Here is a 14,105-nt window from a genome sequence, read left to right on the forward strand (position 1 = left end):
GTGACCTTTCACTGACCCTGGCGAGCGGCCTCCAGGGACGAACTGACCTACTGGCAAGAGCGACACAGTACCGGCCTCGTGGATCAGTCGCGCGGTAGTGTCGGCCAGGTGACGGACGCGACCACACCGAACAGCCCGATCGACCAGGTCTCCGACCGGTTCCTCGAGGACTACATCGAACTCGTGCCGACCTCGGCCACGTTCATGGGCATCGAGGGCCACGACCACCAGCTGCCGGACTACTCGCCCGCCGGTTTCGACGCGCGGATCGAGCTGAACCGCCGGACCATCGCCGAGGCGACCGCGATCCAGCCGGGCAGCCCGCGCGAGGAGGTCGCCAAGGACGCCCTGCTGGAGCGGCTCGGGCTGGAGCTCGAGAGCTACGAGGCGAGCGTGCCGCAGCACCAGCTGAACGCGCTCACCTCCGTCCCGGCCGAGGTCCGTCAGGTGTTCGACCTGATGCCGACCGCGAGCGACGACGACTGGGAGACCATCGCGATCCGCCTGAACCAGGTCGGTACGACGCTGGACGGCTTCCGCGAGTCCCTGGTCAAGCAGGCCGCGGCGGGACGCGTCTCCGCCGTACGGCAGGTGAACGATCTGGCGTCGCGCATCGCGAGCTGGACCGGCGCCGACGGCGACGACTTCTTCGCCGGGCTCGCTGCCCAGGCTCCTGACAGCGCGGTGAAGTCCGAGGTCGAGGCCGCGGCGGCCGCCGCGCGCAAGGCGTACGACCAGTTCGGCCAGTGGCTGACCACCGACCTCGCCCCGCAGGCGCCGAGCCGGGACGCCTGCGGCCGCGAGGTGTACGAGCTGGCCTCGCGGGACTTCCTCGGCGCGGCCGTCGACCTCGACGAGACCTACGCCTGGGGCTGGGAGGAGCTCGCCCGGATCGAGGGCGAGATGGAGAACATCGCCGCGTCGCTGAACGGCGGTGACCGCAGCATCGCGGCGGTCGCCGAGCTGCTGGACAACGACCCGGCCCGCAAGATCCACGGCAAGGAGGCGTTCCGCGACTGGATGCAGCGGCTCGCCGACGCCGCGGTCGAGGAGCTGGCCGGCACCCATTTCGACATCCCGGACGAGATCAAGCGGATCGAGTGCATGATCGCGCCGACCTCCGACGGCTCGATCTACTACACCGGCCCGAGTGAGGACCTGACCACCCGGCCGGGCCGGATGTGGTGGGCCGTGCCGACCGGCGTCGAGGACTTCGCCACCTGGCGCGAGGTCACCACCGTGTACCACGAGGGCGTGCCCGGGCATCACCTCCAGGTCGCCCAGACGATGCTCCGCACCGACCTGCTGAACCGCTGGCAGCGGATGGGCTGCTGGGTCTCCGGCCACGGCGAGGGCTGGGCCCTGTACGCCGAACGGCTGATGGAGGACCTCGGGTACCTCGAGGAGCCCGGCGCCCGCCTCGGCATGCTCGACGCGCAGGCGTTCCGCTCGGCCCGGGTGATCGTCGACATCGGCATGCACCTGGAGCTGGAGATCCCGCGCGACAACCCGTTCGGCTTCCACCCGGGCGAGACGTGGAACGCGGAGCTGGGCTTCGAGTTCCTCCGCGCGCACTGCCGGATGGAGACGGAGTTCCTCAGGGCGGAGCTGAACCGGTACCTCGGCTGGCCCGGGCAGGCGCCGTCGTACAAGGTGGGCGAGCGGATCTGGCTGCAGGCACGCGAGGAGGCCAGGCAGCGCAAGGGCTCCGCGTTCGACCTGCGGGCCTTCCACCGGGACGCGCTCAACCTGGGCTCGATCGGTCTGGACCCGCTCCGCCGCGCCCTCGCCAAGCTGTGAACCGGCCCAGGTTCGTCCTCGCCTCCGCCTCCCCGGCGCGGCTGAAGACGCTGCGCGACGCCGGGGTCGAGCCCGAGGTGATCGTCTCGGGCGTCGACGAGGACAACGTCACCGCCGAGAGCCCGGGTGAGCTCGCTCGCGCACTGGCGACGCTCAAGGCTCGCGCGGTCGTCTCGACGCTGAACGACCACGCGACCGTGCTCGGCTGCGACTCCGTGCTGGAGATCGACGGTGTCTCCTACGGCAAACCCGGTACGCCGGAGGTCGCGCGCGAGCGGCTCCGGACCATGCGTGGCCGCTCGGGGATCCTGCACACCGGGCACTGCCTGTTCGACACCACGAGCCGGCACGAGATCCGCGAGCTCGCCTCCACCACGGTCTACTTCGCCGACCTCACCGACGACGAGATCGACGCGTACGTGGAGACCGGCGAACCTCTCGTGGTGGCCGGCTCGTTCACCGTCGACGGCCTCGGCGGCCCGTTCGTGACAGGGATCGAGGGCGACTACCACAATGTCGTCGGCATCTCCCTGCCACTGGTCCGCCGGATGCTCGCCGAGGTCGGCATTCCCTGGCCCGCGTTGTGGAAGACCCCCTCGAAGTTCGAGTACGACGAAGCCGAAGCCGCGCGGTACGATGAGTCGCGGGGTGGCCCGGAGCGGGCCCGCGCCGCGGCTGAGGCGGTCCACGAGCTGCTCCCCAAGGGCGGCCGGGTGCTCGAGCTCGCGGTCGGCACCGGCATCGTCGGCGCCGAACTAGTTGCCCTCGGCAATCTCGTACACGGCGTCGACCTGTCCCCGGCGATGCTCCGGCACGCGCGGATCCGGCTTCCCGGCCATCTCGCCGTGGGTGATGCCAACCGGCTGCCGCTCGCCGATCGCCGGTGCGACGCGGTGGTCGCCATCTGGCTCCTGCACCTGCTCGACGACAGCGACCCGGTGCTCGCCGAGGTCGCCCGCATCCTGCGCCCCGACGGCGTCTTCATCACCACCACGGAGAAGTCCGAAGCCACCCGCTACGCCGGCGGCCGCGGCCCGAACGACCAACGCGCCCAGGACGCCCTGACCCTGCTGGTCGCCCGCGCCGCCGCCCACGGCCTCGTCCTCGACGGCGCCACCACCTTCGCCGGCCACAACCAGGCCCGCGGCGGCGGCACCACCCCCGTCTACCCCTTGATCAGATTCCGCCGCTCGGGCCGCTGAGCTGGATCGACTCCGGGGCGGCCTGGTGCCAGGAGTCGAGGAGGATGTCGCGGAGTTCGTCGGCGTCCTCCAGGGCGGACAGGCGGGCGCGGACCCAGCTGGAGGCGGCCTCGTGGGGTGGGACCCAGAACTTCTGGGGTTCGGCGGCGATCAGCTCGTCGCGTTCGAGGCGCGGGCAGCGGACCGCGAACGAGGTCTGGTCGTCGGGCACGGTGACGAACATCCGCCCGGCGACGTCGAAGGTCGGGTGGTTCCAGCGCTGCTTCTCCTCGGTCTGCGGGAAGGACAACGCGATGCGGCGGACATCGTCGGCGTCGAGCAAGGTCACTGCCTTTCGGAGAGCGGGTACCCCATGCTCCTACACCGGACGGCCACCCCATCACAACGGCGACCGGCTCCCGCCAAGCACGCTCGACGGGAGCCGTTCTTCGCTGCATTGATGGCCTGGGGATCCCCGGATCAGCGACGCCGCCCCGGCAGTAGTAGCGCGAGGACCGCGCCGACGGCGACGGCGGCCGCTCCGACCCAGACCGCCGGGACCAGGCCGTCGACGTACTGGTCGGGGCTGGCGTACGAACCGGCGGAGGCGAAGACCGAGGCCAGTACGGCGACGCCCATCGCGACCCCGACCTCGCGGATCGTGTTGTTCGTGCCCGAGGCGACCCCGCGGTCCGCGTCGGAGAAGCTCGCCATCACGACGCTGGCGGACGGCGCGAAGGTGAGCCCCATGCCGACTCCGGCGAGCACGAACGGAGCGACGTACGAGCTGTAGCTGACGTCGACCGTGGTGACGGCCGCGATCCAGGCGAGTGCGCCGGCGAGGAACACCTGACCAGTACCGATCAGGGTCCGCGCGCCGACCCGGTCCACGACCAGCCCGGCCAGCGGCGCGATCACCATCGGCGCCATCGTCCACGGCAGCGTCCGGATCCCCGACTGCAGCGGCGTGTAGCCCTGCACCACCTGGAAGAACTGCGCCAGCAGGAACACCGAACCGAAGACGCCGAGCGAGAAGGTGAAGGCGATCGCGTTGGCGGCGCTGAAGGCGCGCACCGAGAACAGCCGCAGCGGCAGCATCGGCGAGGGCGTGCGGTGCTCCCAGACCAGGAACGCGATCAGCAGTACTCCGCCACCGATCAGCGCGGTCAGGATCCGCCCGGAGGACCAGCCGTCATCGGCGCCGTGCACGACACCCCACACGATGGACAGCACGCTCGCCGCGGACAGCACCAGGCCGATCGGATCGAGCCGCTTGCTGCCACCGCGGGACTCCTTCAGCACCCGAGCGGCCAGCGGTACGGCGATCAGCCCGACCGGCACGTTCAGCCAGAAGATCCACTGCCAGTTGATGCCGTCGACCACCGCTCCACCGACCACCGGGCCGACCGCGACACCGAGGCCGGAGATCCCGCCCCAGATGCCGATCGCCGCGCTCCGCTGATGAGCCGGTACGGCGGCCGCCAGCAGGGTCAGCGACAAGGGCATCACGGCGGCGGCGCCGACGCCCTGGATCGCGCGGGCCCCGATCAGCATCCACGGCTCGGTGGCCAGTGCACAGGCGGCCGAGGCGAGCGTGAACAGCGTGATCCCGAGCAGGAAGATCCGCCGCCGGCCCAGCCGGTCGCCGATCGCGGAGGCGGTCAGCAGCAGCGCCGCGAAGGACAGTGTGTACGCGTTGATGAACCACTGCAGGTCCGTCAGCGAGGCGCCGATCTCGGTCTTGATCACCGGCAGCGCGTTGGTCACCACCAGGTTGTCCAGCGTGACCATGAACGTCGGAATGCCCACGACGGCCAGCACGGTCCCCAGTGAGCGGCGGACGGCGGGCTCGCCGGCGGCCGGGTCCACCGGCACCAGGTCGTCGGGCTCGAGGGCGGTCGATGTCATCGGAATCTCCTTGTTGTTATCGACTGATAACTACGTCTCCTCACAAAGTATGCATCGACTGATAACATGTCAAGGGACTTCACGAGAGGACAACCATGACGAGGATCCGTCTGACCGCCGCCGAGCGCAGCGAGGAGGTCCTGCAGGCGGCCGTGCAGGCCTTCGGCGCCTCCGGCTACGCCGGTACCAAGACCGACGAGATCGCCCGCCTGGCCGGCGTGTCCCAGCCTTACGTGATCAGGCTGTTCGGCACCAAGCAGCAGCTGTTCCTGGCCACCACCAACCGGGCCTGCGACCGGATCGAGGAGGCGTTCCGCAAGGCTGCCAAGCAGCAGGCGGACCTGGCCAGCCTCGGCGAGGCCTACCACGAACTCCTCGACGAGCGGGACCTGCTGGTCGTCCTCCTGCACGGGTTCGCCGCCAGTGCCGACCCGGCGATCGGCGAGACCGTCCGGAAGAGGTTCGGCAACATCGTGCGACTGGTCCGCGACGTGACCGGCGCCTCGCCCGAGGAGGTCCGCGAGTTCATGGCCACCGGCATGCTGCTCACCGTGATGGCCGCGATGCAGGTCACCGGCCCCGACCCGGTCCGCTGCGCCTGGGCGGCCGACCTGCTCGCCACCCTGGGCGACGAATACGGGCCCGATGCCGACGCCGGCTGACCAGCCGGCGCGTAGTAGGCCGGGCCTGCTCAGCGCTCGGTGAGCGACTGCCCCGACGCGAACCAGACCGCCGCCGTCGCACCGATCAGCGCGCCGACCGTCACCAGCAACGACCCCGGTACGTCGGCGCCACGCACCAGCGCGGCGGCGATCGCGACCACCGGCGCGAGCAGCGCCGCGATAGTTGCCGGCAGCACCCAACGCCGGAGCGCACGCCGGCCGGCCCGACCGTACGACGGGAGCTGCCCGGCGAAGGCGGTCGCCAGATGCACCACCAGCAACGCGATCGCGGTCACCACCAGCGCCCAGGTGAGGTCAGCGGGTGCCCTGACCACCCAGCCGCCGGCGACCACGGCCAGGAACACCAACGCGGCCGCCGAGTCCGGCAACACCACGGCCACCAGCAGCATCGCAGTACCGACGATGGGGACCAGCGGCATCTGGTCCCACGACTGCAGGGCCGGCACGACCAGCGCGACCGCTCCGGCCACCGCGATCGCCACCCGGGCGATCCACGACGCCTGACTGGCGCCGCGGAGTTCGGCCAGCAACCGGGTGATCCTCTCCGCGGCCGTCATGAGCGGATCCTCGGGGCCGCGGACAACCTGGACGCGTCCCGCAGTACTTCGTCGAGGGTGCCCGCGCCACGCCAGCGGACGGTCGGTACGCCGAGGTCGCCGAGCCGGTCGAGTTCGCCGCGGCGCTCCAGCAGGCGGATCCGCCAGGCCAGCGGCCAGGCCTTCGCGTCGTGGTGTTCCAGGTCGATCATGTCTCCCACGTCGGGCGGCAGGGTGTCGACCGCGATCACCGTGCAGCCCGAGTGCACCAGCGTGACGATGTAGCCGAGCATCGTCCGGCGCAGCAGCGGGCTGAGCACGATCACCAGACTGTCGGCCCGGATCCGGTGTCGCCGGGCGAGCTGGCTCTCGTCCTGCTGACGACCCTTGCGGTCGGCGTGCACCAGGACGTCGAGGATCCTCCGCAGGTGCGCTCGCCCGCTGCCCGCCCGCACTCCGCGGACCGCTGTCCCGGTGTCGATCAGGCGGACCCGGTCGCCGTGCCGCAGGTAGTGCTCGGCGACCGACGCGGCCGCCCGGACGGCGGTGTCCAGGCTGCTCGACCGGCCGTCGATGCCTTCACTGATACCGACCTCGCCACCGGTGTCCAGCAGGATGACGACCTCGGTGTCCCGGTCGGACCAGGTCGAGGTGACATGCAGCTCGCGGGTCCGCGCGGACACGGCCCAGTTGATCCGGCGCAACCGGTCGCCGGTGCGGAACGGCCTGACCCCGGCGAGCTCGGTCCCCTCACCCGGCCGCCTCGACCGGTGGAGCCCCACCAGCCCGGCCGGACGCGGTACGGAATCGACTGCCTCGAAGCCCTCGCGCAGCGGCAAGGTGCTCACGGCAAGGGCACCTCCGGACGTCACCGGCACGCGGTACGCACCGAGGACCGAGGTCGCGATGACGTGCGGGTGGGCCAGTTGCCGCAGGCCCCAGCGTTCGGAGCGCAGGCCGACCTCGAGCGTGACGTGGCCGTCGGTGACCGGCTCGGCGATCGCGGCCTGCGCCGGGTCGTACCGGAACCACTGCGTGCGCGCGAGCGCCATGACGATCAGGTCGATGTCCGGGTCGAGCGTCCCGGACACAGCCACCCGGTACGTCGTGGCCTGTCCTTCGAAGAGGACATCGGCGTCGAGCTCGGTGTGGACCTCGGGCTGCTCGGTCGGGCGGAAGTACCGTCCCCAGGCGGCGAGAAACGCCAGCGGGAGGCCGAACACGGCAGCATCCGGGCGACGCGCGAGCACGGCGATCAACAGCAGCACACCGGCCAGGCTGACCGCTCGGACCTGCGCATGCGTCGGCCGCCAACTCACCGCCGCCTCCTCCCTGCCTGCCTCTGGACCAGTTTTCGGCTCGCTGCCGGGCGCCGACGACGGTCGGCGGGGCGGGGACCACACCGAGCACCGCCCGTACGACGGTCGCCCCGGTCACTTCGTGCAGCCACAACTCCGGCCGCACGGTGATCCGGTGCGCCAGCGCGGGGATCGCGACCGCCTTGACGTCCTCCGGTACGACGTAGTCCCGGCCCTGGATCACGGCGTACGAGCGAGCCGTCAGGAGCAATGCGAGCGAGCCGCGAGGGGACGCGCCGACGAGCACCTGGGAGTCCCGCCGGGTCGCCGCGGCGAGCTCGACGCAGTACCGGCCGACCGTGTCGTCGACCGTCACGGTCTCGATCGCCTTCTGCGCGGCGAGCAACCCGGCCGCATCGGTGACAGGCTCGACGAACTGGTCCTCCGAGCGGCGGATCATCCGGCGCTGGAGCACCTCCCACTCCTCGGCGGCGGTCGGGTAGCCGAAGCCGATCCGCAGCATGAACCGGTCGAGCTGGGCCTCGGGCAACGGGTAGGTGCCCTCGTACTCCACCGGGTTCGCCGTCGCCAGCACGTGGAACGGCACCGGCAGCGGGAAGGTCTGGCCCTCGACCGTGACCTGGTGCTCCTGCATCGACTCCAGCAGCGCGGCCTGGGTCTTCGGCGGCGTCCGGTTGATCTCGTCCGCGAGCAGCAGCCCGGTGAAGATCGGGCCCGGCCGGAAGACGAACTCCGAGTCCCGCTGGTCGTAGACGAAGGCGCCGGTCACGTCCGACGGCAGCAGGTCAGGGGTGAACTGCACCCGGCGGAACTCCAGCCCGAGCGCCTGCGCGAACGACCGCGCGGCCAGCGTCTTCGCCAGCCCCGGGTAGTCCTCCAGCAGCACGTGGCCGCCGGCCAGGATGCCCGCGAGCACCAGCTCGAGCGCCTCGCCCTTGCCGACCACGGCCTGGCCGACGCGCTCGAGCACCTGCTTGCTCAGCGTCGACACCTCGGCGAGCTCCAGTTCCCGATCAGTCACGGTTCCTCACAGCTTCTCGATGGTCTGGACTGCCAACTCGATCTCCGCGAACGACGCGGTGCCTTCCTCCGTGCCGGTGATCAGGTTCCACAGCTGGTCGCCGGTCACCTCCCGGGCCCGCTCCGGCTCGAGCTCCGGGTCGATGCCGTGCCGGTGCACCAGCCGGTCCCGGGTGAGCTCCAGCAGCAACGGACGGATCCTGCGGACGAACGTCTGCGACCCCTCGCCAGCCCGGCGCTCCCGGGACGACTCCTGCACCCAGGTGGCCAGGAACTGGGTCCGGGTGTCGTTGCTCCGGCTGCGCAGCGCGGCCCATTTCTCATCGTGCCGCGAGGGCCAGGACGTCTCCAGGAGCTGCGGGAAGATCAGCCGCAGCGCGACCGAGCCGAAGCCGAGCGCCAGGGCCATCGCGACGAACCACACCGGCCGCGGCTGGGTGCCGGCCAGGCTGAACGCGGCGACCAGCAGCAGACCACCGACCACGGAGATCAGCAGATGCTGGAGTAGGACCTTGTTCATTCTTCCCACCTGTTCGGCTTCGGCCGGGTGGTGGTTCTCGCGCCGGCCTTGTCCACATCCTCCGCCTCCACTTCCTCTGCGCGGGCCGTCTGCGCAGCAGATCTCCTCGCGGTGGCTGCCACGGCGAGGTCGTCCCGGAGCCGGAGGAGAGCGGCGCGTGCCTCGGCACGAGCATCCTCGCTCGAGCCGTGAGTGGAGTACCGCGCCTCGCGGTACAGCTGGGCCAGCCGGAGCAGCTCGGGCTCGGAGATCCCACCGACGCCGAGCACTCGGACGGTGAACTCGGCCGGCGTCTCGGACGGCTCCCGCGCTACGCCGGCGGAGGCCGCCGCGTCCTCGAGAGCCACCCAGCACGCGATCACCGCGTCGGTCGCAGTACCGGAGTCGACTGCTGCCAGGCCCGACTCGACTGCTTCGGCCAGCCGCTCGGCCTTGATCCGTTCCCAGTCGGCGTCGTCGGGCTCGACCTCCGGCAACTGAACCTTCCGGACCACTCGATAGAGCGCCCGCAGAAGGAACAGCACGATGAGGGCGCCGAGCGCATAGACGAGCGTCTGCCAAAGAGCCTTGAGCCACTCGGGCATCTCGACCGGCTTGACCTGCCGCGTGCTCGGCGGGGCGATAGGTGTCGGCGCACTCACCGAATCAGTCGGCGCCTGGGTCGGCAGCGGCCGGGGGGACGACGAGAGCGTGCTCTCGCTGGCCGGCCGCACCGAGCCGCCGGCCGAGGCCAGCACCACCAGCGCGACCGTGGCCACCCCGAGCATCAGCACAACAGCCGCGACGAGCGCGCTACGACGGCTCGGCTGCATTCGGGAAGCGTATACCGGGCTCAGATCAGAAGCCTGTGTCCAGCCACGGAACGCGATCCCCCAGGAACGCGCGGGACATCGCTGCCACGGCTCCCGGCGTGCGCTCCTCGACCAGACCGGCCGCGTGCAGCAGTCCGAGCGACGGCTTGCCGAGGTATACCGCGCCGAGCTCCCGTACGCCGAGGACCAGGTCCGGCTGGCGGTCGGTCTTCTCGCAAGTCGCACCACCGGGTCCACCGGCGAGCTGCCAGGAGCCGGTGTTCCACGGGAGGAAGTCGTCCTCGATGCCCACGACGACGTCGATGTCGGTCGCGTAGGTCCGCGCAGCGAGCGCCCGACCGACATCAGCCGGGCGGACCCACACCCCGTCGCTGGTCCTCGCCCTGGCCGCCCTGGGGTCGAGCAGCAGCGACAGCAGCGGGTCGTCCGACGGCAGCCCCTCGTACGTCGTCTCGCGCAGCAGGTCCGGATCCAGCAGGAACTGCCAGAGCGCGACATGCGCCGCCAGGTCGTTCGAGTGCACCCGGGAGACGTCGATGAACCCCTTGTCGGTACGCCGGCTCCGGTAGTACGCGTAGCCGGCGAGCTCACCGTCCCGCTCGGCCAGCACACACCGCAGCGGCGAAGCACCCTGAGTGTCGGTGACCACGTTCTCGCCGATGACGTACTGCCGCCACGCCTCCGTGCTGTGCTGGATCATCCCCGGCCGGGTGACCGCCTCGGCGTTGTGGAACTCGGTGCACCGCTCGAGCGACTCGGCCGGATCGGCGAACCGGACCCGCACGTCCTCGACACCGGCGACCTTGCGGAGCTCCCGGGACTTCCTCTCGATGGTGACGTGCTGATGATCCGAGGCCAGCCCGTAGCCGAACCGTCCGTAGATCACCGGCTCACTGGCCGTCAATGCGGCGACCGGCTCGACGCCACTCTCGTACACCTCGGTGAGTTGCTTGCGCATCAGGTCGCGCAGGATCCCGCGCCGCCGATGCGTCGGGCTGACGCCCACCAACGTGACCCCCGCGACCGGCACCTCCGCGCCCGGAGCCGTCATCCGCAACGAGAAGGCCGACGTGTGCCCGACGAGCTCCTTCCCGTCGGTCGCGACGATGCTCCGCTCCTTCTCCCAGACGTCCCGCTCCAGCTCGAGCTGCACGTCACTCCAAGGCGCCGCGAACGACAGGTTCAGCAGCCCCAGCAACTCGGTCCACTCACCCTCGAACCGCCCGATCTCAATCGTCATACCCCCTCCCTACCAGACCCCCCGATCCCCCGCTCGCCTTTTCGGGTCGGGCTGACCGCCGTCTGGAAGTTGCGGATCGGGTAGTCGGCGCCGTTGGCGAACGTCCTGCCACCACCGGGACCACCCGGCCGGGTCCGCGCCGTCACGGCCCGGCTCGCCACCGACTTGTTGCCTGCAGCATCTTTCGCCTGGACGGTGAACGAGTAGCCGGTGTCCGCGGTGAGCCCGCTGACGCCCTTGCCAGGCCACTGCCCGCACGGAACCTGCTCCAGCCTCAACTGTTAACTCATCCGTCGCCGCACAGAGCCGTGAGTGACGAGCCGTGCGACGTGCGGAGAACAGGAGAATTTCCCGGCATATTGAGGAAAACTGGAGGCAGGGCGGGAAATGTGGTGGACCCCCGACCCTGGACTGTTGAAAACCGTTTTCATATAGTGGGGGGATGGCCGCCCAGATGAAGACTCCGCTGACCCTGCTCGTCGGGCTCTCGACGACGCTTCGCGACCCTGTGCTCGATGCCATGCTGGACGCCGCCACGGTGGCGGTGGTGGTGGAGCAGGATGAGTTGCCTGGCCGCGGAGTGCTGTCCTGGCGGGTGTTCGACGGCTCCGGCGCGATCGAGGCCGGTGAGTTTGCCGTGGGCGACGATTGCGGCGCCTGCCAGTTGATCGAGTCGCTGCTGCCGTTGCTTGAGGCACTGGTCGCGCGCGGACACTGGCAACACGTAGTACTGGCTGCTCCGCCGGCGATGGAGGCGCGGCCCTTGGTGAACGCATTGGTGGCGACGTTGCCCGACGTACGGGTCGACACGGTCACCTGCGTGGTCGACGCGGTGCTGCTGGTCGAGCAACTGTCCGGCGACGAACTACTCGATGAACGCGGCCTCGCGCTCGGACCACCTGACCGGCGCAACGTCGCCGAACTCACCGCACGGCAGATCGAGTACGCGGATGTCTGCGTGCTCGCGAACGCCCATCGCAGCGCGGCTCCCGAGCGTCTGCACAACCTCCTGACGCATCTGAACCCCCGTGCTACGGTCGTGGACGCCGACCCCGCCGGAGTACCGGCCGGGCCTGTCGCGCGGACCGGGTTGTTCGACTTCGCGGCGGCTGAGGCGTGGGCGGGCGATCTGGCCGCGGAGGATCGCCTGCAGCCCAGCGGCGACGGGGTCACCACCGTGTTGTGGCGGTCGACGCGGCCGTTGCACCCCACGCGGCTGAACGACGCGCTCGAGGACATCGTGGACGGCGTGGTTCGCAGCCGGGGCGTGGTGTGGCTCGCCAACCGGCCGACGCAGCGGGTGCGCTGGGAGTCGGCCGGCTTCAGCGCCTCCCTCGGCACACTCGGTGAGTGGTCCGACAGCGAACACCTCGCCGAGTGCTCGGTCGTCGCCACCGGCGTGGGGCTGGACCCGGCCCGCCTGCAGGCGATCCTCGACGCCTGCCTGCTGACCGAGTCCGAGCTAGCCACCCTCGACTGGCAAGCCCTCGAAGACCCCTTCGCCGGCGTCTTCTGAACGCCTACTCGCGGACGGTGGCGAGGTGGGCGGCGGCGACTCCTCGTAGGTGGTCGAGGTCGGAGGAGACGGTCGCGTACGTGTACCCCTCGGCCAGTCGTTGCCGCGCCATCTCACCGCTCTGCGTGTGGATGCCCGCGGCAACTCCGGCGTCCGCCGCGACTCGGGCGATCAGCGCGATCGCCTCGTCGAACCGCTCGGCCACGTCCGGATCCCCGGGGAACTTGCCACCCACCGCCAGGCACAGATCCGACGGGCCGACATAGATCCCGTCCAGCCCGGGCGTCGCGCAGATCTCGGCGACGTTGTCCAGCCCGGCACGCGTCTCGATCATCGCGAGCACCACGGTGGCGGCGTTCGCCTCCGCCGGCGTCGGCCCGATCCGCAGCCCGGACCGCGTCGGCCCGTACGACCGGATCCCCGACGGTGGGTACCGCGCCGCCCGGACCGCCTGCGCCGCGTCCTCCGCGGTGTCGATCAGCGGGACGATCACCCCGGCCGCGCCGGCGTCGAGCGCCCTCCCGATCGGCGTCGCGTTGTTCGCCTCGACCCGCACCATCCCGACCGTCGCGCCGTCCGCCGCGTCGATCGCGATCAGCCCGTCGAGAATCCCGCGGGTGCTGAGCAGGCCGTGCTGCGCGTCGAGCACCACGTAGTCGTACCCGACGCCCGCGATCCGCTCCGTGGCGGCGGGCGCGTCCAGAATGACCCAGTAGCCGACCGCGGGCCGGCGGGCCCTGAGGCGGTCGGCGAAGTCCTGTGAGCTCATCGATCCTCTTTCAGCCGCGCCACGGACAGGTGAGCCGGGCGACGGCGGTTCAGCCGAGCAACGGGAGCCGGACCGCGGAGGGTCCCAGCATGTCCAGGTCGTCCTCGTCGAGCGGCACCCGCCCCGTTGCCTTCAGCACGTAGGTGGTCGTGTCCCACCCGATCACATCCCAGGCCTCCGGGCCGAACAGCCCGTCCAAGGTGCGGGCAGTCACCTGCAGTCCCTCCGGATCGGGCTCGGGCGCGTCGGGCAACTCCACGATCAGGTCGAGGTGATGCACGATCGCCTCGACCACGAGCGTGGCGGCGAAATCCGTCGCTCGGAGCACGTGTCCCTGCGTCTCGATCCTGCGGCCCTTCTCGGCCAGCGCGACCGCGCCCGCCCGCACCGCCGCCTCGGACACGCCGCGCCAGTGATCGACCAGCTTCTCGGACGGATGCCGGTACGCCGACGCGACCGTCCGCACGAAGCTCGTGTCCGGCTCGGGAACTCCCTCGTCCCCGTGCGGGAAGTCCCGCCAGTAGCTGACGAAGTCCCGGTCCGTCTCAGCCACCGTGGGCGTGGCGAACCCCATCAGCGCCCGCTCGGCGTCGTACAGGAGATGGACGAGCAGCGGTCCGACCGCCATCCCGGCGCACCGCGTGTTCCGCGCGAAGTCCGCATCCGTCAGGCCCTGCGCGACCTCGGTCAGCCGCCCGTACGTCCGCCCGAGCGTCGCCGCCAACCCCAATGGCAACGCCCCTAGCTCCGGTGCCCTCATCGAGTCTCCCTCGGTCTTGAATGAACATAACTCCGGCCACG

Annotated in this window: 14 protein-coding genes and 1 pseudogene; 4 read left to right on the forward strand and 11 right to left on the reverse strand. The window is 70.8% G+C overall.

Annotated features, from left to right (window positions below; all coding sequences use genetic code 11):
• Positions 1–108 precede the first annotated feature (108 nt).
• Together EV644_RS03545 and EV644_RS47660 are read left to right on the forward strand one after the other, a co-directional pair.
• A complete protein-coding gene (locus EV644_RS03545; RefSeq protein WP_241997774.1) occupies positions 109–1,800 on the forward strand; it encodes a DUF885 domain-containing protein in 1,692 nt (563 codons plus the stop codon).
• On the forward strand, positions 1,797–3,002 hold the full coding sequence (locus EV644_RS47660) for a Maf family nucleotide pyrophosphatase (RefSeq protein ID WP_132186978.1): 1,206 nt from the start codon (positions 1,797–1,799) through the stop codon (positions 3,000–3,002). The genes EV644_RS03545 and EV644_RS47660 overlap by 4 nt, the downstream gene beginning before the upstream one ends.
• Here EV644_RS47660 and EV644_RS03555 read toward each other — a convergent pair.
• Both EV644_RS03555 and EV644_RS03560 read right to left on the reverse strand, forming a co-directional pair.
• Entirely contained in the window at positions 2,977–3,330 is a 354-nt protein-coding gene (locus EV644_RS03555) for an MmcQ/YjbR family DNA-binding protein (RefSeq protein ID WP_241997772.1), read from the reverse strand. The genes EV644_RS47660 and EV644_RS03555 overlap by 26 nt on opposite strands.
• A gap of 131 nt (positions 3,331–3,461) precedes the next feature.
• Positions 3,462–4,889 (reverse strand): MFS transporter, encoded by a 1,428-nt coding sequence (locus EV644_RS03560; protein WP_132186977.1) that lies wholly within the window; start codon positions 4,887–4,889, stop codon positions 3,462–3,464.
• Between the two features lie 95 nt (positions 4,890–4,984).
• On the opposite strand from EV644_RS03560, the gene EV644_RS03565 reads away from it, so the two are divergent.
• Complete coding sequence (locus EV644_RS03565) at positions 4,985–5,551, forward strand: TetR/AcrR family transcriptional regulator (RefSeq protein ID WP_132186976.1); 567 nt, start codon at positions 4,985–4,987, stop codon at positions 5,549–5,551.
• A gap of 29 nt (positions 5,552–5,580) precedes the next feature.
• On the opposite strand, the gene EV644_RS03570 is transcribed toward EV644_RS03565, so the two are convergent.
• The 7 genes and pseudogenes from EV644_RS03570 to EV644_RS03600 all read right to left on the reverse strand — a co-directional run bounded on the left by EV644_RS03570 (position 5,581) and on the right by EV644_RS03600 (position 11,297).
• Positions 5,581–6,129 (reverse strand): hypothetical protein, encoded by a 549-nt coding sequence (locus tag EV644_RS03570; protein WP_132186975.1) that lies wholly within the window; start codon positions 6,127–6,129, stop codon positions 5,581–5,583.
• Positions 6,126–6,956 carry a DUF58 domain-containing protein gene (locus tag EV644_RS45985; RefSeq protein ID WP_241997770.1) on the reverse strand — a complete coding sequence of 277 codons (831 nt, stop codon included), beginning with the start codon at positions 6,954–6,956 and terminating at the stop codon, positions 6,126–6,128. The genes EV644_RS03570 and EV644_RS45985 overlap by 4 nt, the downstream gene beginning before the upstream one ends.
• A gap of 514 nt (positions 6,957–7,470) precedes the next feature.
• Positions 7,471–8,448: pseudogene (locus EV644_RS48145) on the reverse strand (AAA family ATPase); the annotation flags it as partial.
• Positions 8,449–8,454: 6 nt separating this feature from the next.
• The gene (locus EV644_RS03585; protein ID WP_132186973.1) at positions 8,455–8,967 is read right to left on the reverse strand and encodes a hypothetical protein; all 513 of its coding nucleotides are present in this window, start codon (positions 8,965–8,967) and stop codon (positions 8,455–8,457) included.
• Entirely contained in the window at positions 8,964–9,779 is an 816-nt protein-coding gene (locus tag EV644_RS03590) for a DUF4129 domain-containing protein (protein WP_132186972.1), read from the reverse strand. Before EV644_RS03590 ends, EV644_RS03585 begins: the two co-directional genes overlap by 4 nt.
• A 25-nt stretch (positions 9,780–9,804) precedes the next feature.
• Positions 9,805–11,019 carry a GNAT family N-acetyltransferase gene (locus EV644_RS03595; RefSeq protein WP_132186971.1) on the reverse strand — a complete coding sequence of 405 codons (1,215 nt, stop codon included), beginning with the start codon at positions 11,017–11,019 and terminating at the stop codon, positions 9,805–9,807.
• The gene (locus EV644_RS03600) at positions 11,016–11,297 is read right to left on the reverse strand and encodes a hypothetical protein (RefSeq protein ID WP_241997767.1); all 282 of its coding nucleotides are present in this window, start codon (positions 11,295–11,297) and stop codon (positions 11,016–11,018) included. The genes EV644_RS03595 and EV644_RS03600 overlap by 4 nt, the downstream gene beginning before the upstream one ends.
• Positions 11,298–11,461: 164 nt before the next feature.
• Here EV644_RS03600 and EV644_RS03605 point away from each other — a divergent pair, with 164 nt between their 5' ends.
• Entirely contained in the window at positions 11,462–12,535 is a 1,074-nt protein-coding gene (locus tag EV644_RS03605; protein ID WP_132186970.1) for a CobW family GTP-binding protein, read from the forward strand.
• Positions 12,536–12,539: 4 nt separating this feature from the next.
• On the opposite strand, the gene EV644_RS03610 is transcribed toward EV644_RS03605, so the two are convergent.
• Both EV644_RS03610 and EV644_RS03615 read right to left on the reverse strand, forming a co-directional pair.
• Complete coding sequence (locus tag EV644_RS03610) at positions 12,540–13,304, reverse strand: HpcH/HpaI aldolase family protein (RefSeq protein WP_132186969.1); 765 nt, start codon at positions 13,302–13,304, stop codon at positions 12,540–12,542.
• 49 nt (positions 13,305–13,353) lie between these two features.
• On the reverse strand, positions 13,354–14,064 hold the full coding sequence (locus EV644_RS03615) for a maleylpyruvate isomerase N-terminal domain-containing protein (protein ID WP_132186968.1): 711 nt from the start codon (positions 14,062–14,064) through the stop codon (positions 13,354–13,356).
• Positions 14,065–14,105: the final 41 nt, after the last annotated feature.

The sequence above is a fragment of the Kribbella orskensis genome (assembly GCF_004342085.1).
In the GTDB taxonomy this organism is placed as follows: domain Bacteria; phylum Actinomycetota; class Actinomycetes; order Propionibacteriales; family Kribbellaceae; genus Kribbella; species Kribbella orskensis.